This window comes from Nitrospirota bacterium (assembly GCA_023229435.1).
Lineage (GTDB): Bacteria > Nitrospirota > UBA9217 > UBA9217 > UBA9217 > JALNZF01.
In genome coordinates this window covers 1-23,632 of the sequence record JALNZF010000018.1, presented here as the reverse complement: position 1 = coordinate 23,632, position 23,632 = coordinate 1, and the positions used below count along the sequence as shown (strand labels likewise).

Sequence of the window (23,632 nt, the reverse complement as noted above, 5' to 3'; positions counted from 1 at the left end):
TTGAGGCCTGCCCTGAGCAAAGTCGAATGGGTGAGGGGTGATATTACTTACTGAAAAACATCCTCACAACATCGTTATACGACACCACGGCGATCAGGGTGATCAGCAGCCCGGCGCCGATGCTCTGGGACACTTCCATGACCTTTCGGCTGAGGGGCTTCTTGCGGACCGCCTCGATCGCGAGGAACAGGAGCAGCCCGCCGTCGAGCACCGGGATGGGCAGCAGGTTCAGGACGCCGAGCGAGATGCTGATCATGGCGAGGAGCGACAGGAATGCAGATAATCCGGCGTCAGCGGCCTGGCCGGACATCTGAGCGATCATCACCGGTCCTCCGAGCGTCTTGATCGAGAGATTGAAGGTAATAAGTTTTTTCAGCGTGATGAACGTCAGGTCAACGGACTCGATGGTTTTGTCAAAGCCCAGTCTCAGGGATTCGAAAAATCCATGTTTCTTGAATACCAGCCGCATGACCGGCTCAACGCCGATGACCATCCTGCCGCCATCCTCTTTTGGGGCAACGATCTTCTCCATGCGCTTGCCGTTCCGTTCGAGAGACAGGGTAAGCTTGTTCCCCTTGCTGTCGCGCACAAGCGTGGAGAACTGGTTCCAGTGATAGATGATCTTCCCGTCAACGGCGATGATCTTGTCGTTCACCATGATCCCGGCCTGCTCGGCGGGAAACCCCGGCTTCAGCTTCCCGATCTCCGCCGGGATATCGGGAATCAGGCCGGACGTTCCGATCTTGAGCTCGGTTGCCATTTCAGGCCGGAGCGTCAAGGTCTTTTTTTCACCCTGCCGCTCGATAATGACCGGAACGTCGGTATCGGGGTTCACCGCGATCAGGGTCAACGCCTTGGTCCAGTCGCTGATGCTCCTTCCGTTGATCTCCTCGATCACATCGCCGGCAATAAAGCCCGCCCGCGCGGCAGGTGAACCGGTCTCAACATAACCGACCTTGGCCGGTCCCTCGCTGTACGTTCCGACCATGTAAACGAACGGCATGATGATGAACGCCAGAACGATGTTCGTAAGCGGCCCCGTTGCCGCGATCTTCGCACGTTGCCACACGGTCTTGGACTGGAACTCGTCCGGAGCACCCGTAGGTTCCTCATCCGGATTCTCTCCCGCCATCTTCACGTATCCGCCGAGCGGCAGCGCAGAGAGGACATATTCCGTATCACCCTTTTTGAAGCCAAAGAGTTTCGGCCCCATACCGAGCGAGAACTTCTCGACCCGCACACCGGCCTGCTTTGCCATGATGAAGTGACCGAGTTCGTGCACGAACACCAGAATGCCGATCACGACCAGAAAATACACGAATGTCATGCTGACTCCTCTTAAACCAAAGATTTAAACGTCATTTAACTGCTCAGATTGGCCGCAAAAGATCACAAAGAACTCAAAGAAAAAACATGAAATCATGTGGTTAGTTTTAATTCTCTCTGCGATCTCTGCGTGCTTCTCTAAGTGGCCGGTTCATTTGTTAGGCCATTCGCGGCTAACAGATTTTGACCTGAGTAGATACAATACTTTTTTTATTTTGCCTTCCCCCAGGACCCTATTATTTTCTCCGCTTCCTGTCGTGCCCAGAGATCCGCCTTGAGAGCATCTTCCACGGTCTTGATGTTCGACGGCGTATGGGCGTCCATCGTGGTCCTGATCACACGGGCAATGTCCGCGTAGCCGATCTTCTCTTCGAGAAAATACTTGACCGCCACCTCGTTCGCGGCCGAGAGCACCGCCGGCATGCTGCCTCCGGCATGCAACGCATCATACGCATAGGCAAGGCAGGGGAACCGGTCCAGGTCCGGCTCCCCGAAGGTGAGCGTGCCCACCTGTGCGAGGTCGAGCGCCGGGGACACATCCGAAAGCCGCTCGGGGTACGACAGCGCATAGGCGATCGGTCCCTTCATGTCCGGCATGCCGAGCTGCGCCACGACCGCGCCGTCATGATATTCCACCATCGAATGAACGATGCTTTGGGGATGAACAAGCACCTTGATCTTCCCGGGCGCGATATCAAAGAGCCACCGCGCCTCGATCACCTCGAGTCCCTTGTTCATGAGCGTGGCGGAATCGATCGTGATCTTCCTGCCCATGCTCCAGTTCGGATGTTTGAGCGCCTGCGCCGGCGTCACGTTCGCAAGATCTTTTTTTACGAACGCGTGAAAGGGACCTCCGGACGCCGTCAATACCAGTTTCCTGACATCCGCGCCCGCACCGGCGAGCAGGCACTGGAAAATGGCGCTGTGCTCACTGTCCACCGGCAGGATACGAACACCCCGTGCCCGGCACTCGGCAATGACCAGTTCGCCTGCGGTCACGAGCACTTCCTTGTTCGCGAGCGCGATGTCCTTGCCGGCACGAATGGCCGCCATGGTCGGCACGAGTCCCGCGGTCCCCACGATGGCCGAGACCGTCATTTCCGCTTCGTCGGCAGCCGCGACCTGGATCATCCCCTCGACGCCGGAGAAGATGCGTACGCTGAGATCACTGCACCGCTTCTTCAGGTCCGCGGCCGAACGCTCGCTCACCACGGACACGATCAACGGCCTGAACTGCCGCACCTGTTTCTCGAGCAGTTCGACATTGCTCCCCGCCGCAAGCGCAACCACGGTAAAGCGCTCCGGGAATTTTTCAACCACCGACAGCGTTGACCGCCCGATCGAACCAGTGGAGCCGAGTATGGAAAGCTTCTTCAAATATTTAAACTCCGCACTAAGCCTGCCCTCGAACGGGTCTATCGGGGGAACTATTCACTCCGCTCTGTTCTATCGCATTCTCAAATAATAATACAGCACCGGCGCCGCGAACAGCATGCTGTCCATGCGGTCGAGTATGCCGCCGTGACCGGGGATGAAATCACCCGAATCCTTGACCCCTGCCGAACGTTTGAACAGCGACTCGGTCAAGTCGCCGATGGTTCCGACAGCCGCCAGCATGAGTGCGATCACGATCGCCTCGCCCGCGCCGATGGGCGGCATGAACCAGACCCGGCACAGGAGCGCCATGGCCGAGGCCGCAACCAGCGCGCCAAGAAGCCCTTCAACGCTTTTCTTCGGGCTTATCTTCTCGTAGAGCCGGTGTTTCCCGAAGGGGATGCCGATGGAATAGGCGCCGATGTCCGATGCCCAGATGATGAAATAGAGGAACACCAGCCATTGTTTCCCATCATCACCGGTCCGGATCGCCACTTGGAATGCGAACAGCATGGCAACGTAGAACACGCCCAGGAACGTGGCAGCCACGTCCTCGACCGCGCCGTCAACAGGCCGGGATGAAAAAAGCCTCGCGATCATGATCAGAAGCATGGCAACGGCAACCGGAAAGGAACTCCCCCCCATAACCGGAAGCAGGGGATGATGGAAACCCAGTACGATCAGCGCGCCGAGAACGATCCCGAGCACGATGAGGGGATGCGATCCCCTGGCCTGCGCCATGCGGTAAAACTCATATTGTCCCACGGCTACGGCCGCCATCACCAGTGCCGTGAAATAAACCGGGGGCAGCATCCAGGCGACGAGGTAAAAGATCGGCAGGAACATAAGTCCGCTGATCACTCTTTTAAGCAGCATGCTTGATCTCCATTGGCCACAGGACGAAGACGCTGGAAAACCGATACCAAAAACTGTGCACAGGAAAAACCATTGCAAAAAAATATTTTGTCATCCCCGAATGTCCTGAGCCTGTCGAAGGATCGGGGATATGGTGTTACAATCGTGGAGAACCGGATTTCCGCGATCCCGTCATTTCTGCACGAGTTGGTCCTGCGTCAGACCGAACCGGCGCTGACGCCCCTGGTAATCCAGAAGTGCCGCCAGAAGGTCCTGCTCCTTGAAATCAGGCCAGAGGGTCTCGGTGAAATAAAGCTCTGCGTAGGCGGCCTGCCAGAGAAGAAAGTTGCTGATGCGTTTTTCGCCGCTCGTGCGGATGATCAGATCCGGATCAGGCAGCCCCGCGGTATCAAGAAAGGAGGAAAAGGTCTCTTCCGTAACATCGGCCGCCGTGTCGTTCACCGAACGCATGCGCTTGATCGCTTCCAGGATCTCACCGCGCCCGCCGTAGGACAGCGCCAGGTTCAGTACCATGCCGGTGTTCCCGGCGGTCTCGGACACTGCCCGTTCTATCCACGTCTGCGCCGATGCGGGGAGCCGTTCAATCCTGCCGATGGTGCGGAACCGGATCCCGTTCTCTTTCATGGTCGAGATCTCGGCCTTGAGAAAGGTCCCGAGCAGGTCCATGAGAAAGCCCACCTCTTCCTTGGGTCTGCCCCAGTTCTCGTCGGAAAACGCATAGAGCGTCAACACCCGGATGCCGTACTGCCGGCACTGTTCTGTAACACGGCGTACCGTGTCCACACCCTTCTTATGCCCGGCGACGCGCGGCAGGCCATTGCGCTGGGCCCATCGGCCGTTGCCGTCCATGATGACGGCAACATGATTCGGCAGGCTGTTCATGTCCAACTGGGCGCGAAGCTGTTCAAGCGTCTGATCTTTGCTTTTCATTTACTGGTAAATCTCCATTCAACGCAACTACTCAGGTTGTCAGGTTTATGGTTCAAGGTTCACGGTTCAAGGTTTAGGCTGAATAAACAACATCGGAACATTGAACAGAGTACCCATCATTTTGAAATTCGTTCAGTGATGTCTTCTCTACAAATCGTTCGACCTTCAAGGCATTTAACCTTGAACCGTGAACCCTGAACGTTGAACCCGAGTAGTCACTTTTTTCTACTTCGTCGCATAGCTCATCACGCGAACGCGGTCTGCCGCGAACAGCCCGCCGGGCGTCATCACGAGCGCCAGGATCTGTGCGCCCGGCCCCTGCTGTTGGATGATCTGATAATCCAGGACCACGCCCGGGATGTCCTTGATGCTCCAGCGCTGCTCAAGCCTGGCTCCGGTCCAGCCCAGATCTATCAACTCGGCCTTCTTGTGCCCGCTCAGGAACGTGGCGCCGGTGTTCTTCGGCAGCAGGATCTCATCTTTACCGTCTCCGTTCAGGTCCACGGTGAACACCCGACCGCGGATCTTCACCTTCCGTGTCTTGTCGATCTCTGCCGAAGACGGCGAAAGCATGGCATCGATCCCGGTCACCGGCTTGATCACGATCGGCTTGACTGCCGGATATGTTTCCTCACTTTTCCAGATCACCGTTCCCTTGGAGAAAACAAGCAGCTGGTCCTCGTCGCTGAGCGCAACAAGAAGGGGACTGGTTTCTCCCGCGTCGGCATATGCAAATCCGTAGAGGTCGACCCCGTTAGGCAGCGGGAACTCCGACGTGGGGACATATTTTCCGTCAAGCCAGACATATTGCTTCGGTTGTCCGGCAAAGAACGAAACAGGGTCGTACCCCTGGCCGATCAGAATGCTCTTTTTCCCGGAAGGGGCGACCACCCGGAGAAATCCCGGTACGTCGGCGATCCGCTGGTATACACCGTCCTTGAACTCTATGACGGAGGAGATGACCGTGCCGTTCAGCATGCCGGTAACAAAGATCTCCGGTTTGCCGTTTCCGTTGATATCCGCCACATCAAGGTTGAAGTGCTGCATTTCGCTGGAAACATACGTAATGTTCTCGACCCAATCTTCCCGCCATCCCGAAGGCCCCTGCTTGAAGATGTGAAGCTTCGCATTGTCGGAAAAGATATACTGCAGCGAGCCGGTCCCTTCCAGGTCGGCCGCAGCGAACAGCTGGGCATCAAAGGGCAGGTCCGCGATCTCTCGCGTTTCCACCCTCGGCGGAGCGAAGAACGGCTCCACCTCCCCGAGCGCGTCCCGCTTGGTCCTGAGATTGAGCATGGCTACGATCGTATCAAGCTGCCTGGCATCATCGGCGTAGAATATCCCCGCGGTCACCAGATACTTGCCGTCCGAGGGAATGATCTCGATCGTCAGCACCATGTCGAGATTGAAGGTCCTTCCCATCTCCTTGATCAGTGAGGCGTCGCGCTGTTTCTTATCGCTCAGAAATGCAGCTCCCTTTTCGCTGTCAAGCACGCTAAACCTGCCGGTTTCCTTCAACCGCCCGGCAAGTCCCTGGATGATCTCGGGATGTTCCGCCCGGAGCGGGATGATCCCGATCCCCATCTTCTTCGGTGTGATCCGCACCGTGTCTCCCGCACTGGGCTCCTTCAGTTTTTTCTTTATCACTCCGGTGGACGTCGTCTCGCCCGGAACGGTCACCTCGAGACTGCCAACCTCTTCCTCGAGACGGCCTATCACGATATTCGTTACGGGGTGGAGTATCTCCCTGCCATCCCGCCAGATCGTAAGGACAACGCCTTGCTGAAGCCCGTCCCTGGTCCCGAGCGTTATCGTAAGCTGGTCCCCCGCCACCGTCTTCACCTCGCCCTGCACCTTGGGAAAGTATGACGAGATCGCGGCCGCAAGCTGGTCCACTGAGGTATATTCCTTCACGCCGATCGTCTTCTCCTCGGCAACAGCGCCGGTGACGAGCAACAGTACGAGCAGGCACGGTAAGATCACATTTCTCATTTTGATGATAACCTCATTATGGTAATAGGGTAACTACTCAGTACGTCTGAATTGAGAAACAACATACACCTGATAAAAGCATCTATCCGCAGATTTCGCAGATGGACGCAGATTTTAATACTCATCATTGAGGTTCTTTTTAATCAGCGAAATCTGCGTAATCTACGGATACGCTGTTGACCTCAGCAGTTGCCTTTTTGTTTGTCTTCGTTACTCCACCTTCACCCGTATCTCCGCTTCCCACGACTTTCCCGGCGGGAGCGACAGCCGCCAGATCGGCATCACCATCGAGCTCTGGTAAACGCGCTCGAACCCGGCCTCGGATTGCGAGACCGTTTCAACCGGCGCGCGCCAGAGGCTTGAGGATCGGGAGAAGGCAAACGTGAGCTTAAGTTTGAGCCATTCGTCCACAAGGCTCACCTGGTTCACATTATTCGTTTCGCCGGTGGAGGCGAGGTTTCGCTTTTCCAGCACATGGCCCGGGATGTTGTAGTACCGGTCATGCGCGTTCCCCGCGAGGAGCGAGACATTGAACTCGATGCCGAAGGAGGTGTTGAGCTCTTCTGCGCTCAGGTTCTCGATCTCATAGCGCACCATGAATTCCGACGCGGCCTGGTGCAGGGAGATCTCTTTTCTGATCAGAATCGCGAGCCCGGCAGCGTTCCCGTGCCGCTCCAGCGCAAGCGACGCGACTCCCCCCTGATTTTTTTGTTTCAGGTCGTAAGACCCGAGCACAAAATCGCCGGCCTCGTAGTATTCGGACCGCATGAAGCTCGACAGATCGACGCCGGACTCGAGGAAATGGTCGAGGAGCGATCCCCGCTTGTACCAGTCGTACAGGAGGTGGCATTCGAGCCCTTCCTCTTTGACGACTATGCGATCATGGATCGTCTTTACCCCGCATGCGTCCTTTTCCTTGGACGCCCGGGAGATCTTGTCGTGATACCCTTCCCGCCTGCGCGTAAGCGTGTTCGTAAGGTTGAATGAACGCGGCTTCCAGTCAAACTCCGTGATCCTGCCGCCCTCGGCCGGATCGATGAACAGATTCATGAGTTCGGAGTTCAGCATGACCTCCTCGCTCCCGTCCATATCAAAATCGCCCTTTTCGATCTCCAGCCATGTGGCCGAATCGCTCTTTTTCTTGATTCCTCGTCCCTCGTCCTTTGTCCCTCGTCCCTTCAGCACCTCATCCGCAAGAAACTCCGCTTGAATGAGCTGCTCATACACCGCGGAACGTAAATGCGGCAGGTAAAGCCCGCCGAACACGCCGTGCCAGTACGAATCGTTGCACTGCGACTGATAGAGATGGTCGAGCATCCGCGTTGTCTCGGCATTGCTCTTCGTACCGTACGCATTGAGAACGTCATGCACCTTGCGGCTCACCATCATCATCCGCTTGTGCATATGGTTGCTCTCGGGGTACTTGGCCAGGAAGTTCCGCCAGAACCCGCCCTTGATGAAGGCCCTCAGTCCCGCAAAATCGGGGGATGCCTTCGCCTTTGCCAGGGCGTCGTCATACTCCTTCATGGCGCGCGTCGGGAGCGACCACTCACCCATTTCCATGTACGAGGCCGTGGGGAGATAGATCCTGCCGAGCGTCGGTTCCTTCGTAAGGTACTCCGAGAACGTCGTGGTCTCAAGCCAGTCGCTGTTCTGTTCGAGCAGGGTGAAGAACCGCTCAAGCCAGCCTTCCTCGTACACGGAGTGATACGTCCCGGGCCAGACGCCGAATTTTTCACCATCATCCGCCATCGTCACAAGCCTGTTCCGTTCCGTCGAGCGGAAAGAGGACAGATGGTTGATCGTCTCCTCCGGTGGATGGAACGGGATCAGATAGCGGAGCAGTTCGTTCCCCGGGAAGATGCGAAGCATTCCATCCTGCTCTTCGGTAAGATAATACCCGTCAAGTTCGTCATCCCGGAGCCCGGCCATCTTGAAATGGAAATCATCGACGACTACATGGTTGATCCCGGCTGCGGCAATGGTCTTGGGAAGGTGGGGCTCCCAGACCCGTTCAGCGAGCCACAGCCCCTGCGCGTCGTAGCCCAGCACGCGCTTGATGTAGTCCGTAAGCGCACGGACCTGACCGATCTTGTCTTCATCGGGCAACACGGCAAGGATCGGCTCATAAAATCCACCGGAGAGGACCTCCACCCTGCCCTCAGCCACGAGTTTTTTGAGCATTTCGATGAATTCAGGATGGTGTTGTTCAAAAAAATGGTAGAGGATCCCCGTGTAGTGCAGCGTGACCTTGAGATCGGGATGGCGCTCAAGCACCTTGATAAAGGGCAGATACGCTTTCTGATAAGCGTCCTCGGCCACGAAGTCGAAATTGCCGACGGGCTGATGATTGTGGATGGCAAAGATGAATTGTACTTTCGGCATCTCGTTGAAACCCTGTGTTTTCCTGATATTTTTGATGAGGATACAGATTGGAATATTATCCTTACAGCTGTTAAAAGTCAATCGAAAACAGGATATTGAGCGTTGTTGCGGCTGAATTTAGATGATTTACCGGGATACATGAACAGGAAGGCATCGCAAGCGACTTGTTCCGAGGCCGCTCGGAAAAGAATAAATTTTCTCGCAGTGGCCTATGAAAGAAAAGCGGCCACTTAGGACTTCCGCAGAGCTCGCAGAGAAAAGCTAAATAAATGTTTTGGTTTAAACCCAGCTTAACGGCTTTGGTTTACCTCTGCGTCCTCAGCGTGCTCTGCGAGAGACGCCCCTTTGGCTCCGGTTCTTCCGGTCCCTGTCTTATCCTGTCCTCTTCACCAGACTGCCCGCAAGGAAGAAAAAGATGGCCGTATATGCCGCAAGCACGAGCATGGACCCGGGGGAGGCATCATTGCCCGATGCCAGCGCGCGAAGCAGCAGGCTTGCGTGCGTAAGCGGATAGATGAGGATCGCCGTGTAAAAGGGTTCCGGCAGTTTGTCCGGCGAAAAGAACGTGCCTGCCAGAAACGACATGGGGAGGATGAAAAAACTGTTGAAGTTCGCCATGTCCTCATGTGTGCGAGTGACCATGGCCGCGGCCACGCCCGCGGCGCCGAAGCAGAACGCGGTGAGCGACAATACCACGAAAAAAGAGATGGAAAGGTGCAGATGCACGCCGGAAACCAGCCCGACCAGCAGAAGCATAAGCGCCGAGAAGAGCCCCCGCGCGAGTCCCGTCAGCGACCTACCGAGGACGATGTCCCACGGACTGACCGGCGAGACGAGCACTTCTTCGAGCGTCTTGGTGTACAACTTGCTGATGTTGAGCGATGCCGAAACAGGGCTGAAGCTGTTGTTCATTGCCGAGAGCGCGAGAATGCCGGGCAGAACGAACTCAAGGTAGGCGCCGCCGCCAAGGTTCATGCCCCTGCCGAGGCCCCAGCCAAAGGTCACCAGGTAAAGGATAGGCATGACCAGGCTCGACGCAAGAAACCGCCAGGGTTTCTTGCGGATGAGCGTCATCTCTTTCCATAGTATGGGGTAGAAGTTCATGATCAAACCTTAAATGCAACCACGGATGAACACGGATAGAAGCTCTCGGACACTGGATTCCCGATAAAGACATTCGGGAATGACCTCTACGTAATCATTGCTGCGGCAGGCTCTTTTTGTTCTACTCCGCACTCCGAACTCAATACTCTCGTCATCCCTCGATCCTCTCGCCCGTCAGATCGATGAACACATCCTCAAGCGTGACGTCCCGTATCATGATATCCGTGCACATGGCGCGGCTGGCATCGATCGCTTCTTCCCGGTTTTTGAAGAACTGTCGTGGCGCATCATGCCTCCCGATGCACTCAACAGCGAACCTGCCCACGCGGTCCTTGAGCACAGCGGGTTTGTCCAGCGCGATGATCTTTCCCGCGCGCATGATCGCCACGCGGTCGCAGAGCGCATCGGCCTCTTCGATATAGTGCGTCGTGAGCATGATCGTGATATTGCTCCGCTTCAGCGATTCGATGAGTCCCCAGATCAACCTGCGCGCCTGCGGATCCAGTCCGACCGTCGGTTCGTCCATGAATATGACCCCGGGCCGGTGCATGAGCCCCCGGGCGATCAGCAGTCTTCTGCGCATGCCGCCCGACAGATGTTCCACCGGGGTTTCCTTCTTTTCCCAGAGCCCGACGAAACGCAGCAGTTCTTCGCTTCGCGCGTCCCGGTCGGCGGGCTCCATCTTGTGAAGCCTGCCATGGAACTCAAGGTTCTCGGCGCAGGTAAGATCGATGTCGAGGTTCAGCATCTGCGGAACCACGCCGATCGAACGTTTGACCTGGAGCGGATCAGCCTGAACATCATATCCGGCTACCGATGCCGTGCCTGATGTCGGAGAAAGCAGGGTGGTCAGCATGCGCATCGTCGTTGTCTTCCCCGCGCCGTTCGGGCCGAGGAGGCCGAAGACCTCCCCTTTGTTCACGGAGAAACTGATGGACCGGACCGCGCCGAGGGTGCCGAAATATTTTGTGAGATTATTGGTTTCGATCATAGCGAAGAAATGATCCATGATTCAGAACATATACCGGAGCCCGAGCGTAACACCAAACATCTCATCGGGGCCTTTTAGTTCCCTTTCCGTAACCTGTCCTGTACCGGAATTCACGTCTCTGATATGCAATTTATAGGCAGTGACCTTCGGCGTAAGTGATAACTCTATTCCCACTCCCAATTGCTCTGTGAAATTGAAGACCGCGCCCGGACCTATTCTCAATGTCGTAAAATGCGAGCTACCGCGGTCGGAAGACAAAGAAACTAAATTGTTCTGTTCTCCGAAGCTTGCTTTATAAGATGACGTACCAATCAGACCTCCCAGCGCAACATAGAAATGCCATCGATCACGTACGATCGGTTTAAGGCGTACTCCGAATGAAAGAGCTGTATAATCGAACGAATAATCTATGGAATAGTGGTTCCAAGATGATCCCGGCACCATCGACGCAGAGGATCTATAGGTGGAAGTGACGGATTTTGCATATTCAGGCCCGATAAACAGATCCGCTCTCTTCCATGGACTAAAGACGATATCAGCACTGACTCTTGTAACAGAATCATCGGGACACCACCCATCAGAACACTTAATAGCTGTTCGATCATGACCTCCTCGAACCTCCACGCTCATTGCGTTCGCATCTGCATGCATAAAAGACAATGCTAAGAACATCATCATGAAAACAATATATTGCCTAACAGTGGCTCTCATTTGGACCTTTCTTTTCCCCGCAAACCCTTCGTGAGTTGGTAGGTTGGGCTACGCTTCACAGCCCAACATCTTTAAAATCTGTTGGGCAAAAAAAGCGCTTGCCCAACCTACAGGCTGTTTAAACCCGCCTGACTTTTAATTATGGCGAATTCGCCATAATTAAAAGTCGGATTATAAATTCTTTCCCAAACACCCAGAAATTCAACAGTATTTCTATTTCTTAACCAATCTGAAATAAAAAATTGTCCGTCTTTTGCTTTCAGCATATCGGTTAAAGAGATATAGTCATCGTTATTCACCGTGATTATTGAGATTTCGGTGCCTTTAACTTTTATCTTCGCCACTATTTCTTCCCTCCCGGGTTGACTTCGAAGGTCATTAGGGCTTTTTTGTTGCATTTCATCTTCAATAACGCGAGATCAGAGTAATTTCAATTAGAAAGACTTGCCCCTGGTATGTTCTCGATAAAATCATTAGGAAATGACGATAAAAATATCTTTGAAACACTGGCTATTATCTCGCCAACTTTTTCTTCAACATCTCAACAACAACATCAATCTCCGCCTCCGTTGTTTCCCTCCCCAAACTGAAGCGTATCGCGCCGCGGGCAAGCGCGGGGTCCGTACCCATGGCGACCAGTACATGTGACGCGTTCACCGTACTGCCGTGGCATGCGGCTCCGGGAGAGACCGCGATATCTCTTCCCAGTGCCTCCATGACCGCTATCGAATCGAACCCCTCAAAGCTGATGTTCCAGGTATTCGGCAGCTTCTTTTCAGGATGGCCGTTCAGATGCACCTTCATTCCTGAGAGCTTCAATCCTTCGAATAATCGCTGCCCGAGTTTTATCTGGCGCGGCCCTTCAGCATCCATGATCTCCGAAGCGATCGTGCATGCAGCACCCAGGCCGACGATGAACGCGGCATTCTCCGTGCCCGGCCTTAGCCCCCGCTCATGCCCTGCTCCGCGCAGCAGCGGCGAAAGTTTGCGGCCGTTCTTGATATACAGCGCGCCGATGCCTTTCGGCGCATAGAACTTGTGGCCGGCAATGGTCAGGAAATCCACGCCAAGTTCCCGGACCTTCACACGGACCTTGCCCAGGCTCTGCGCTGCATCGGTGTGGAACAGGATCCCGCTGGAAGTTGCGATCTTCGCGAGCGACGTAATGTTCTGTATCGTTCCGACCTCGTTATTCGAATGCATGACCGTGACGAGCACGGTCTTTGGGGTGATCGCCTGTTCAAGGTCCGCGGGGTCCACGAGTCCGTATTCGTCAACCGGCAGATACGTTACCGGGTATCCCTGTGTCTCAAGATAGTGGCACGGTTCAAGCACTGCCGGATGTTCGATCCGGGTCGCGATGATGTGGCTGCCTTTGGGCGCTGAAGCGATAACGCCCTTGATCACCATGTTGTTCGATTCCGTGGCCCCGCTCGTGAAGATGATCTCTGATGCCTCGCACCCCAGAAGCGCCGCGACACGCTCGCGCGCCTGTTCGATGCCGGACTTGAGCGCAATACCGTAGGAATGGCTGCTGGAAGGATTGCCGAACTTTTCCTTCAAATAGGGCAGCATCTCTTCGAGGACCCTCGCATCAACGGGAGTACTGGCGTTATAGTCAAGATAGATTGGGTTCATCATATTAAAATCCATAAGCGAATAAAGCTTCTGCTCCGCACTCCGCACTCCGAACTCCCCACTTCTATCGCCGGTCGAATATCCCCAAGGTCATATACCGCTCGCCGACATCGGGCAGGAGCGTGACGACCCTCGCGCCCTTTCCGAGCCGTTTCGCCACCTGAAGCGCCGCCCAACAGGCCGCGCCGGACGAGATGCCCACCAGCAGGCCTTCCTCTTGCGCGAGCCGCTGCGAGGTATCAGCGGCGTCATCGTTCGTGACCTTGATGATCCCGTCGTAAACCTTCGTGTTCAATATGGCGGGCACGAACCCCGCGCCGATCCCCTGAATAACGTGGGGGCCGGGCTGGCCCCCCGAGAGCACCGGCGAGGCCGCGGGTTCAACGGCATAGATCGTGATGTCCTTGTATTTTTTCCTGAGCACTTCTCCAACACCCGTGATCGTGCCGCCTGTGCCGACGCCGGCCACGAACGCGTCCACTTTTTTTGCGCCCATCTGTTTGATGATCTCTTTTGCCGTGGTGCGGCGGTGGACCTGCGGGTTCGCGGGATTGCCGAACTGGTCGGGTTTGAAATATTCCTTTCCTGATGCCACGATCTCGTCGGCCTTCGCGATCGCGCCTTTCATGCCTTTTTCAGCGGGAGTGAGCACAAGCTGCGCGCCGTAAGCTTCAAGCAGTCTTCGACGCTCGATTGTCATGGACTCGGGCATGGTCAGAATTACCGTGTAGCCCTTGACCGCGGCGACCATGGCAAGACCGATGCCGGTATTGCCGCTCGTGGGCTCCACGATCTTCATGCCCTTTTTGAGAATCCCCTTCTTTTCCGCGTCCTCGATCATGGCGAGGGCCGGCCGGTCTTTGACACTCCCTCCGGGGTTGAATCCTTCGAGCTTTGCCCACACCTCTGCATCGCCGGCACCCGGCAGTTTGTTGAGCCTTACCAAAGGCGTGTTCCCGATCAGGTCCAGCACTGTTTTAATCTTTGACATATTCATCCTTTCCGGTTTTTTTACTCCGCACTCCGAACTCCAAACTCCGAACTTATTACTCGGTTCCCCGCCCGATCATCTCCTCGGCATGCTTCACCGTAGCCTCGGTGATCGTCTTTCCTCCGAGCTTCCGCGCGATCGCGTCCACGCGTTCCTGCCTGTCAAGCAGCCGCACATCGGTGCTCGTCCGGTCCTTCTTCACGGCCTTAGAAACACCCTAAAGGCACTCGGGAACGATGAAAAAATACGCTGAAGTGCTAACGCCTGTCGAATATCCCCATGGTCAAATACCGCTCGCCAACATCAGGGAGAACCGTAACGACCCGCGAGCCTTTCCCGAGCTGTTTCGCCACCTGGAGCGCCGCCCAGCAGGCCGCACCCGACGAGATGCCAACGAGTATGCCTTCCTCCCGTGCAAGTCGACGCGTGGTCTCGACGGCAACATCCTGGGTGACCTTGATGATTTCGTCATACACGCGGATGTCCAGGATGACCGGCACGAATCCGACGCCGATCCCCTGGATCGGATGGGGTCCGGGCTGACCTCCGGAGAGCACCGGCGAGTCAGCGGGTTCCACCGCATAGATCATGATGTCCTTGAACTTTTTCCTGAGCACCTCGCCCACCCCCATGATCGTGCCGCCGGTCCCGACACCGGCCACAAAGGCATCGATCTTCTTTGTGCCCATCTGTTGCAAAATTTCCTTTGCCGTGGTCCTCCGGTGCGCCTGTGGGTTCGCGGGATTGCTGAACTGGTCGGGCTTATAATATTCCTTGCCCGATGCGACGATCTCGTCGGACTTATCGATCGCGCCCTGCATGCCTTTGTCAGCGGGAGTAAGCACAAGCTCGGCGCCGTAAGCTTCCAGCAGCTTGCGGCGCTCGACTGTCATGGCCTCGGACATGGTAAGGACGATCGTGTATCCCTTCACTGCCGCGACTATAGCAAGTCCGATTCCAAAATTGCCGCTCGTGGGCTCAACGATCTTCATACCCTTTTTGAGCAGTCCTTTTCTTTCCGCGTCCTCGATCATGGCAAGGGCCGGCCGGTCCTTGACACTCCCGCCGGGGTTGAAACCTTCGAGCTTTGCCCACACCTCAGCATCTCCGACGCCCGGCAGTCTATTCAGTTTTACCAAGGGAGTGTTCCCGATCAGGTCCAGTATTGTCTTTATTGTCTTAATCTTTGCCATATTTGTCCTTCCGTCATTTCCACTGGTTTTAGTCGTTCGTTACGTTATCATCGCGTAGCCCAAGGGCAGCTACAGGGAACTACCACAACGTTGAACGTTGAACCTTGAACGCTGAACTCTGAACTGTTTCATGCGCTTCCCCGCTCGATCATCTCCTCGGCATGCTTCACCGTAGCCTCGGTGATCGTCTTACCTCCGAGCATCCGCGCGATCTCGTCCACGCGTTCCTGCCTGTCGAGCAGCCGCACCTCGGTGCTCGTCCGTTCCTTCTTCACGGACTTGGTAACACCATAGTGGCTCCCGGCCATGCTCGCGATCTGCGGCAGATGGGTGATACAGAAGACCTGTCGTTTCGTGGCCACGCGTTTGAGTTTTTTGCCGACCTCTTCCGCCACCGCGCCGCCGATGCCCGCGTCCACCTCGTCGAACACGAGCGTGGGGATGCTGTCGCCTTCCACCAGAATGGTCTTGAGCGCGAGCATGATGCGCGACAGCTCTCCGCCTGACACGATCTTCGCGAGCGACCTCGGATCCTCGCCCGCGTTCGGCGCGATCAGGAACTCCACGCGGTCCGCGCCGCGCGGCCCGAGTTTGAGGCCGTCAAGCGTGTCTCCACCGGGCTCCTGTGTGATCTTAATCGAAAATGTTGTTTTCTTCATTCCGAGGTGGTTAAGCTCGGCCTCGACCCTTTTCTCGAGTTCACGGGCCGCAGCTTTTCGCTTCTTCGTCAGCTGCTTCGCCTTGTCGGTCAATCCGAACTTGATCTCCTGGATCCCTGATTTCAGGTTCTCGATCTCCTCGGTGCTCCGTTCCATCCGTTCGAGCGCGGCCGACGCTTTTGCGCCGAAGTCGATGACGTCCTCGATCGAATTCCCGTACTTTTTTTTGAGCTTCTGGATCAGATCCATCCGGTCCCCGATCTGCTCCATCCGCTGAGGATCGGACTCACCACGATTGTGGTACGAAGTGACTTCCCGTGCGGCCTCTTCGATCTGCGCGCGGCCGGACTCACAGAGATCACGCGCACCCGCGAGGCTGTTGTCGATCTGACTTAAGTCGTTCAACCCGTTGATCGCCTTTTTCAGGTTTGTGAGCACCGAACCATCGGACGAATAAAGCACCTCATCCACCATGGCTGAAAGGGCCGCGAGCTTTTCGGTATTTGCCATGACCTTTTGTGCGTTCGCGAGTTCTTCGTCCTCGCCCGGCTTGAGCTGGGCTGCTTCGATCTCATTCTGCTGGTATCGCAGCAGGTCCTCCCGCTGCGCCCGATCGCGCTCCCCCTCCTGGAGCTCAGCCAGTTCCTTTCGGATGTCAAACAACCGGCGATACTCGGCGGTCACCTCATCACGAAGCGCATCGAGCCCGCCGAAGGTGTCGAGCATCTCCATCTGGCGTTCGAGAGAGAGAAGCGACTGGTGCTCATGCTGGCCGTGGATATCGGCAAGGTTCGCGCCGACGGCCGCGAGCGCGGCGAGGTTTGCCAGGCTTCCGTTGATATAGACCTTGTTCTTGCCCGAGGACGAGAGCACCCGGCGCACGATCAGGTCCCCTCCCGCGTCCATCTCAATGCCCTGCTCCGACAGCAGCGCCGTCACGTCCGCAGCAACACGGCTATTGAGCTCGAAGTTCGCCTCCACCACAGCCTCCTGAAAGCCGCTGCGGATAAGGTCAACGCTCGCCCGTTCGCCGAGCACGAGGCTCAGCGCGTCGACAACGATTGACTTGCCGGCCCCGGTTTCGCCCGTGAACACGTTCAGCCCCGGCGCAAACTCCACCCGAAGCTGGTCGATGATGGCAAAATTTTTTATATTCAGTTCTTTCAACATGATTTAACGGCAGGGGCCAGAGTTCAGGGGTCAGGGTCCAGAAATTATTTATCCGTGACCATGAATGGTATGACGTTATCTGGACCCTGAACCCTGACTCCTGGACCCTATTTTAATTTCACGTTCTTCGCCTTCTTCATCGCAAAGCGTCCCTGGGTGGATGTTCCGTTCCCTCCCGCCTTGCGGTACAGCTCCGCTGCCTGGTCTTTCCTGCCCATGCGTTCGCTCGCTCTGCCTGCCCAGTAGTACGCGGTGTTGACCAACATGCCGGATGTTGGATAGCTCACCGGTATATTCAAGAATTCGGTCACCGCCTCGGCGTTCCTGCCGAGAAGCAGCGTGCAGAACCCTATCCAGTACTGGGTCTGCGCTCGTTCATCGGGCTTCTGCTCTTTCAATGCCTGGCGGTATGCATCGAGGGCATGCTGGTAGTCGGCCAGACGAAAATAACTGTCGGCGATCCGGGTATGGAGAACCCCCGGGGAAACAGCGCGGGACGGAGAGGAAAGCATTGCCTGATACAAACGAATTGCGTCCGGGTAACGGCCTTGCGAGAACATCTGGTCCGCCTTTGCATATTCCCGGGGAACACTTTGCGCAATGGTTGCCTGCGGCAGACCGCAGAACGCAAGGGAAATAAGCGTAATAATGAAAAATTTTCTTTTCATGTGAGCCCCATCCCAAGGCTGTGCCAAATTTAACACAAAGCATGGGCCTATTCAAGAATAATATACTTGAACAATATACTTGAAGGTCATTCGCAATAAAGTTGAAAAGACATTGTGTTACCACGGATAGGGCGGCGCATAATATTACAAGCCGTTGAGAACCTGTTGCAAGTATGCTGAATCAGTCCAGCATGTCATGCTGAACGTAGTGAAGAATCTTGCTTTTCACCAGTTGCAAGACCCTTCACTTCGCTCAGGGTGACGAAGAGTGGGTTAGTGCAACAGGCTCTTAAGGCTTATTGATTTTCCCCGGGGAGATACTTCCGATTTCCTTTGACCGGGAAATCATGGTTCCCGACGAGAAGAGCAGCCTGTTCGCGGTGATCACCTCCCGCTTTAAAAAAGTTTCGGATGAGAGAGAAAGGTCCGCGTCTGTTCCGTGAAGCGGCGACAGTTCCTTTGGCCAGCAGGCGCCCACAGCGAGATCCTTGTAAGCTGAAACGATTGATTTGATCTCTTTCATGATAGCTGAGCTTGAAGCATAGTTCATGGATGATCCCATCTTTTGGGCCAGCGCCTGTATGATCCGCCAATCCGGCATCGATTCCCCCAGTGGTTCCTCCGCCTTGTCGATGCGCTGCAACCGCCGCTCGAGGTTCGTAACCGTCCCGGTTTTTTCGATAAAACTTGTTGCGGGAAGCACCACGTCAGCCATCTTCGCCGTCTCGGTCAGAAAGATGTCCTGCACTACCAGAAAGTCCAGCTTCTTGAGCACGGAAGCGATATCCGGGGAATTACCGACCGGATCATCCCCCATGATCGTGAGAGCGGAAAGATTTCCCGATACAATGCTGTTCAGTATCTCCATGGCGTTCATGCCCGGTGTCCCGGGCACGTCAACTCCCCATTCCGTTTTAAAGCGAGCAGCAGCGGTCGGGTTGATTTTTTGATACCCCGGATAGTAATCCGGCAGAACGCCCATATCAAGCGCGCCCTGAAGATTGCCGCGCCGGACAAGGGGAACGAGGGTCGTCTGTCCAAGCAGTACCGCAAGATACTTCGCGCGGTCAAGCACCGCGGGCGACGGTTCAGCAGGCAGGACTATCGAAACGCGTCTCGCCGTCATGAGCAGGCCGACAGCCTCGGCAATGTCCTCACCCTTCTGGCGGGTATCCCCGCCGACCGCGGCGATCAGATCGCCGAGCGCTGTCTCCGCGTCCCCGGCGGTCAACGAAACCGAGGCGAGCCTGTCGAACTTGTTAAGCATGCCGTTCAGCAGAATGAGCTTCTGCCCTTTTTGGTTCACCGCGCGCACGATCTCGATGCCCGTCAATGGATTGATCTCGCCCACGTCCCTGTCCAGGACAAGGACCACGTCGCTCTCGCTGATGGACGCAAGCTCCGCGGTGAAAAGGCTCGTATTCAGGCCCATCGGCATCTTGAGCCGGGCGAGCAGGTCGATGTTGTTCGTGCCGACCACGCTGCGCATGAACTTCTGAAACAGATAGTTGTCCTCGTTCGTGGTCCTGACGGAACCCAGGCCGCCGATGCTCGCTGCCCCGCGCGTACCCTTGATCGTTTGCAGCGCGTCGGCAACACGGGTCAATGCCTCTTCCCAGGTGGAGTCGATCAGCTCACCGCCCACCCGCATCTTCGGCAGGATCAGCCGCGCCTCGTGATGAACAGCGTCCCAGCCAAAGCGCCCCCGTGCGCAAAGAAAATTGTTCCGTGCGGGACTGACCCGCACCACCCGGCCCTTATAGGTCTCCAGTTTTATCGGGCAGCCGTTGCCGCAGTACAGGCACGTCGATCCGGTCTCTTCAAGGCTCCACGTCCTCGCTTTGTATTTGAACTGCCTGGTCGTGAGGGCCCCAACCGGACAGATCTCCACGCATTCTCCGCAGAACTCGCAATCGAGCGGCCGGTCGCACGACGTACTGATACGCGACCTGCCGCCGCGCCGGGTGAAGGCCAGTTCATGCTCGGCATTCTGCTCGCCGCAGATGCGAACGCACTTCCCGCACAGGATGCAGCGGTCCGTATTGCGCTCGATGACCGCTGACGAGAAATCGGGAGACAGGTTCCTTTTTTTCTCCGCAAACGTCCCCGGGTTCAGTCCGTGCTCATGCACAAGGTCCTGGAGACGGCAGTCGCCCGCCTTGTCGCAGACCGGACAATCGAGGGGATGATTGATGAGCAGAAATTCAAGAATGGATTTACGTGCCTCGAGGATCGCCGGGGACATCGTTCTGATCACCATGCCCTCCATCGCCGGTGTGGTGCAGGAGGTCACCATCCTGCGCGGCGTGCCCATCACTTCGACCATGCAGATCCTGCACGCGCCGTAGGGATGGAGTTTGTCGTCGTTGCACAACGTCGGGACCCGCGCACCCGCCGCTTTCGCCGCGTCAAGCAGGGTGGAGCCGAGAGCGATCGTCACGGTTTTGTCGTCAATGGTCAGGGTAGGCATACGTTATAATTCCAAATCACCTATAGCATGTATTTCTCTTCGAAACCTGGCATGGCAGCACGAATGTTGAAAGATATTTGCAAAATGCAGCGTGTAAAATGCAAAAGTCAAAATGAGTTGAAGAAATACTACGGCCTAGGAGCATGCGTCAATTTTGCAATTTGAGATTTACAATTTGCATTTTGCATTGGTTACTGCGAAAAGCCGCACTATGATACCGTGGCTATTTGACGTCCGCCTTCGCCCGGCATGACCGGTCATCGCATCCCTGCTTGCGGATACAGCGCTCATAATCACCACGGAAATATTTGATGCTCGACAGCACCGGCTGGAGCGCCCCTTCGCCGAGGGGGCAGAAGCACGTGCCCTTCATCTTTCCGCAGATGGCGAGCAGGACATCGATATCATCTTCCCTGCCCTCGCCCTTCATCATGCGATGGTATATCTGGGAGAACCATCCCGTGCCTTCGCGGCAGGGCGTGCACTTGCCGCACGATTCATGCTCGAAGAAGCGGACGATGATGGACGTCGCCTTCACCATACAGGTCCTGTCGTCCATAACAATCACCGCGCCCGAACCGAGCATGGACCCCGCCGCAAGGAGCGAGTTAAAATCCATCCTGACGTCGAGGTGCGCGGGCGTAAGCATCGGTGTCGATACCCCGCCCGGAATGACCGCCTTGAGTTCCCTGCCGTCCCTGATCCCGCCGGCATGGGTATAGATGACCTCCCGGAGCGTTGTGCCCATCGGAAGTTCATACCCGCCCGGCTTGTTCACCGCGCCGCTCACGCTGAAGATCTTCGTGCCCGTCGAACCTTCCACGCCAATCCGGGCGTAGGCGTCGGATCCGAGCCCGATGACACAGGGCACATTGGCCAGCGTCTCCACGTTGTTCACGACCGTCGGCTTACCCCAGGCCCCCGCGTTCGCCGGAAACGGCGGCCTCACGCGGGGCTGACCGCGCCTGCCTTCAAGAGATTCGATGAGCGACGTCTCCTCGCCGCAAATGTACGCGCCTGCTCCGCGGTGCACCGCAAGATCGAACGACACGCCTTTTTTCCCGATGCCCTTCCCGAGAAACCCTTTCGCTACGGCCTGGTCGATCGCGCGTTCGAGAACATCGAACGCGGCGGGGTACTCGCCCCGCACGTAGATATAGCCCTGTTCGGCGCCGATGGCATAACCGGCGATGATCATGCCTTCAATCAGGATGTGCGGATCGTGTTCGAGGATGATCCGGTCCTTGAACGTGCCCGGCTCGCCTTCGTCGGCATTGCAGATAAGATACTTTGGTCTTTTCAGATCCATGGCCGCAAAAGACCATTTTGTGCCCGCGGGGAAACCCGCCCCGCCCCGGCCGCGAAGCCCGGAACGCCTTACCTCATCAATGACATCAACGGGCCGCATCGCGTACGCCTTCTCAACGGACGAGTAGGCCCCGTGCGCCATGGCCACATCGATGTCCGTGGAGTTGGGGATCTGTATCCTTTTGAGCAGCATTGTTTCCATCGGTTCATCCAATCATACAGATCAGGCGCACAATCAGGACTAAGACGGATCAGACTGATCGGTCGTATCGGACCGATCTAGATCCGCGTCTCAGCCTGTGCCCGGCGTTAACGAATGCTCGGCGCGAGTGCAGGGTACGTCTCCGCGGTTACCTGCTTTTGCGCTGGATCATCATTTATACTTTTTCAGGATCCCCTCTATCTTCTCCGGCGTCAGATTGCCGTGATAATCATCATCGACCAGCATGGCGGGGGCTCCGTCGCACCTGCCGATGCACTCGATCCGTTGAAAGGAGAACTTTCCATCCACCGTGACCTGGCCTTCTCCAACGCCGAGTGCGCTGCTGAGATGTTCCATGATCGTTTCAGCGCCGAGGAGCGAGCACGGGAGGTTGTGGCAAACGGAGATCACGTGTCGGCCAGCGGGCTTCCATCGCAGGAGCGCGTAGAATGTGGCGGTACCGTACACCTCCGACTCAGGCACGTTCAGCAGGTCCGCGACGGACCGCATCGCGTCAGCGGGAAGGTGCCCCAGTTCATCCTGCACGATGTGCAGGGCGGGCAGCACTGCGGCTCGTGCGTCGGGGTAGTGCCGGCGCTTCTTGCGTATCCGCTCTATGGCATCGGCGCTCAGCATGCTACCGTTTTGTCCTGCCGAACATGTAGCCGGCCATGTCAACATGGCTCGCATTCATCTTCCTGATCACCGCGCTGATCTCATGGATGACATTGATCAGCACCTTGTTCCCGATGCGGGGATAGGACTCCAGAACACGGTCGAAATCGGGGCGCTGCAGCGACAACACAACAGTGCCGTCCTCCGCGACGATCGTTGAGGCCGAGTGCGGTTTGCTGTCGAAAAATGAAAATTCACCGAAGAAGTTTCCTTCTCTGAGCACCGTGAGCGTCATGGGGTCGCCGTCTGTGCTCGTCTTGATCACGTCCACCTTGCCCCTGCGGATGATATAGACGCAGGCGCAGCCCACCTCGTTCTCGTGATACACCTCATGCCCTTCGGGAAACGTATCACCGGTCATGGCGCTTGCAATGATCATGAGTTCTTCTCCGGTCAACCCTTTGAACAACGTTATGTTCTGAATGTCCTTCGCATCAACCATGGAGTCCTCCTGTTTCGTATACGTATCTCAACGCATCCGTCATCCCTCTGCCGCCGGTGAGCGGGGATTCAAATAACTTTGGTCCGCGCGGCGCAGAGGCCTTCAAATCAGCGTTACCATATCTTATATACTCATAATTTTCTGCTTAAAGCACTGCGGTTATGCTTGGTAACATGTTTACCCGCAAAGGTCAATACTATTTATAACAGGGTAATATTTTTTGATGACATCATGGGCGGATTATGACGTATGTATTGAACAGATGATTCTGAGGGATATCATCTTCGAACGATGAGGGGCAGGTGATGAATCTACACAGTTTCTGAAGGCGCGGGAAGCACAAGAAATGGAAAGTTACACTCGCCGTTAAAATCAGCCGTTCTGATCGCGGCGTGCGCCACCCTACCGCTCCCTCGGCATCCCCCACTTCTTTCTCTTTTCCCAGAGCGATTTCCGGGTGATCCAGAGCATGTCCGCAAGCTGCTGTTCGTTGAACTGGCCCTGGTATCTCTGGATGAAGGCCTTGG

At 56.1% G+C, this 23,632-nt stretch carries 19 protein-coding genes and 1 pseudogene; all 20 read right to left on the bottom strand.

Going from position 1 to position 23,632, the window contains the following annotated elements:
- Positions 1-43: 43 nt before the first annotated feature.
- Complete coding sequence (gene rseP, locus M0R70_11730) at positions 44-1,327, bottom strand: RIP metalloprotease RseP (GenBank protein ID MCK9420037.1); 1,284 nt, start codon at positions 1,325-1,327, stop codon at positions 44-46.
- Positions 1,328-1,536: 209 nt separating this feature from the next.
- The gene (locus M0R70_11725; GenBank protein ID MCK9420036.1) at positions 1,537-2,703 is read right to left on the bottom strand and encodes a 1-deoxy-D-xylulose-5-phosphate reductoisomerase; all 1,167 of its coding nucleotides are present in this window, start codon (positions 2,701-2,703) and stop codon (positions 1,537-1,539) included.
- 69 nt (positions 2,704-2,772) lie between these two features.
- Positions 2,773-3,576, bottom strand: coding sequence for a phosphatidate cytidylyltransferase (locus tag M0R70_11720; GenBank protein ID MCK9420035.1), 804 nt, complete (start codon positions 3,574-3,576; stop codon positions 2,773-2,775).
- A gap of 171 nt (positions 3,577-3,747) precedes the next feature.
- Complete coding sequence (locus tag M0R70_11715) at positions 3,748-4,506, bottom strand: isoprenyl transferase (protein ID MCK9420034.1); 759 nt, start codon at positions 4,504-4,506, stop codon at positions 3,748-3,750.
- Positions 4,507-4,731: 225 nt separating this feature from the next.
- Positions 4,732-6,498 (bottom strand): VCBS repeat-containing protein, encoded by a 1,767-nt coding sequence (locus M0R70_11710; GenBank protein ID MCK9420033.1) that lies wholly within the window; start codon positions 6,496-6,498, stop codon positions 4,732-4,734.
- Between the two features lie 210 nt (positions 6,499-6,708).
- Entirely contained in the window at positions 6,709-8,883 is a 2,175-nt protein-coding gene (locus tag M0R70_11705; protein ID MCK9420032.1) for a DUF1926 domain-containing protein, read from the bottom strand.
- 372 nt (positions 8,884-9,255) lie between these two features.
- Positions 9,256-9,987: an ABC transporter permease gene (locus M0R70_11700; GenBank protein MCK9420031.1), complete on the bottom strand. Its 732-nt coding sequence runs from the start codon at positions 9,985-9,987 to the stop codon at positions 9,256-9,258.
- Between the two features lie 151 nt (positions 9,988-10,138).
- Positions 10,139-10,978, bottom strand: coding sequence for an ATP-binding cassette domain-containing protein (locus M0R70_11695; GenBank protein MCK9420030.1), 840 nt, complete (start codon positions 10,976-10,978; stop codon positions 10,139-10,141).
- A gap of 21 nt (positions 10,979-10,999) precedes the next feature.
- Positions 11,000-11,689: a hypothetical protein gene (locus M0R70_11690; GenBank protein MCK9420029.1), complete on the bottom strand. Its 690-nt coding sequence runs from the start codon at positions 11,687-11,689 to the stop codon at positions 11,000-11,002.
- A gap of 113 nt (positions 11,690-11,802) precedes the next feature.
- A pseudogene (locus M0R70_11685) lies at positions 11,803-12,033 on the bottom strand (KilA-N domain-containing protein).
- 169 nt (positions 12,034-12,202) lie between these two features.
- Positions 12,203-13,330 (bottom strand): cysteine desulfurase, encoded by a 1,128-nt coding sequence (locus M0R70_11680; protein ID MCK9420028.1) that lies wholly within the window; start codon positions 13,328-13,330, stop codon positions 12,203-12,205.
- A 61-nt stretch (positions 13,331-13,391) separates the two neighbouring features.
- A complete protein-coding gene (gene cysK, locus M0R70_11675; protein ID MCK9420027.1) occupies positions 13,392-14,318 on the bottom strand; it encodes a cysteine synthase A in 927 nt (308 codons plus the stop codon).
- Positions 14,319-14,373: 55 nt separating this feature from the next.
- Entirely contained in the window at positions 14,374-14,520 is a 147-nt protein-coding gene (locus M0R70_11670) for a hypothetical protein (GenBank protein ID MCK9420026.1), read from the bottom strand.
- 55 nt (positions 14,521-14,575) lie between these two features.
- Positions 14,576-15,502 carry a cysteine synthase A gene (cysK, locus tag M0R70_11665; GenBank protein MCK9420025.1) on the bottom strand — a complete coding sequence of 309 codons (927 nt, stop codon included), beginning with the start codon at positions 15,500-15,502 and terminating at the stop codon, positions 14,576-14,578.
- Between the two features lie 137 nt (positions 15,503-15,639).
- Positions 15,640-17,340, bottom strand: coding sequence for a DNA repair protein RecN (gene recN, locus M0R70_11660; protein MCK9420024.1), 1,701 nt, complete (start codon positions 17,338-17,340; stop codon positions 15,640-15,642).
- A gap of 107 nt (positions 17,341-17,447) precedes the next feature.
- Positions 17,448-18,008 (bottom strand): tetratricopeptide repeat protein, encoded by a 561-nt coding sequence (locus M0R70_11655; protein MCK9420023.1) that lies wholly within the window; start codon positions 18,006-18,008, stop codon positions 17,448-17,450.
- Positions 18,009-18,297: 289 nt separating this feature from the next.
- A complete protein-coding gene (locus M0R70_11650) occupies positions 18,298-20,478 on the bottom strand; it encodes a molybdopterin-dependent oxidoreductase (GenBank protein ID MCK9420022.1) in 2,181 nt (726 codons plus the stop codon).
- Positions 20,479-20,701: 223 nt separating this feature from the next.
- Positions 20,702-21,988 (bottom strand): NADH-quinone oxidoreductase subunit NuoF, encoded by a 1,287-nt coding sequence (nuoF, locus tag M0R70_11645; protein ID MCK9420021.1) that lies wholly within the window; start codon positions 21,986-21,988, stop codon positions 20,702-20,704.
- A 171-nt stretch (positions 21,989-22,159) separates the two neighbouring features.
- Positions 22,160-22,624 (bottom strand): NADH-quinone oxidoreductase subunit NuoE, encoded by a 465-nt coding sequence (gene nuoE, locus M0R70_11640; GenBank protein MCK9420020.1) that lies wholly within the window; start codon positions 22,622-22,624, stop codon positions 22,160-22,162.
- Position 22,625: 1 nt separating this feature from the next.
- Positions 22,626-23,105, bottom strand: a complete 480-nt coding sequence (locus tag M0R70_11635) for a cyclic nucleotide-binding domain-containing protein (GenBank protein MCK9420019.1) — start codon at positions 23,103-23,105, stop codon at positions 22,626-22,628.
- Positions 23,106-23,632 lie beyond the last annotated feature (527 nt).

What these genes read in the sequence shown, in the direction of transcription:
- rseP (MCK9420037.1), bottom strand. Translation starts at nt 1,327, where the DNA reads ATGACATTCGTGTATTTTCTGGTCGTGATCGGCATTCTGGTGTTCGTG.
- M0R70_11720 (MCK9420035.1), bottom strand. Translation starts at nt 3,576, where the DNA reads ATGCTGCTTAAAAGAGTGATCAGCGGACTTATGTTCCTGCCGATCTTT.
- M0R70_11715 (MCK9420034.1), bottom strand. Translation starts at nt 4,506, where the DNA reads ATGAAAAGCAAAGATCAGACGCTTGAACAGCTTCGCGCCCAGTTGGAC.
- M0R70_11710 (MCK9420033.1), bottom strand. Translation starts at nt 6,498, where the DNA reads ATGAGAAATGTGATCTTACCGTGCCTGCTCGTACTGTTGCTCGTCACC.
- M0R70_11705 (MCK9420032.1), bottom strand. Translation starts at nt 8,883, where the DNA reads ATGCCGAAAGTACAATTCATCTTTGCCATCCACAATCATCAGCCCGTC.
- M0R70_11700 (MCK9420031.1), bottom strand. Translation starts at nt 9,987, where the DNA reads ATGAACTTCTACCCCATACTATGGAAAGAGATGACGCTCATCCGCAAG.
- M0R70_11695 (MCK9420030.1), bottom strand. Translation starts at nt 10,978, where the DNA reads ATGATCGAAACCAATAATCTCACAAAATATTTCGGCACCCTCGGCGCG.
- M0R70_11690 (MCK9420029.1), bottom strand. Translation starts at nt 11,689, where the DNA reads ATGAGAGCCACTGTTAGGCAATATATTGTTTTCATGATGATGTTCTTA.
- M0R70_11680 (MCK9420028.1), bottom strand. Translation starts at nt 13,330, where the DNA reads ATGATGAACCCAATCTATCTTGACTATAACGCCAGTACTCCCGTTGAT.
- cysK (MCK9420027.1), bottom strand. Translation starts at nt 14,318, where the DNA reads ATGTCAAAGATTAAAACAGTGCTGGACCTGATCGGGAACACGCCTTTG.
- recN (MCK9420024.1), bottom strand. Translation starts at nt 17,340, where the DNA reads ATGTTGAAAGAACTGAATATAAAAAATTTTGCCATCATCGACCAGCTT.
- M0R70_11655 (MCK9420023.1), bottom strand. Translation starts at nt 18,008, where the DNA reads ATGAAAAGAAAATTTTTCATTATTACGCTTATTTCCCTTGCGTTCTGC.
- M0R70_11650 (MCK9420022.1), bottom strand. Translation starts at nt 20,478, where the DNA reads ATGCCTACCCTGACCATTGACGACAAAACCGTGACGATCGCTCTCGGC.
- nuoF (MCK9420021.1), bottom strand. Translation starts at nt 21,988, where the DNA reads ATGGAAACAATGCTGCTCAAAAGGATACAGATCCCCAACTCCACGGAC.
- nuoE (MCK9420020.1), bottom strand. Translation starts at nt 22,624, where the DNA reads ATGCTGAGCGCCGATGCCATAGAGCGGATACGCAAGAAGCGCCGGCAC.
- M0R70_11635 (MCK9420019.1), bottom strand. Translation starts at nt 23,105, where the DNA reads ATGGTTGATGCGAAGGACATTCAGAACATAACGTTGTTCAAAGGGTTG.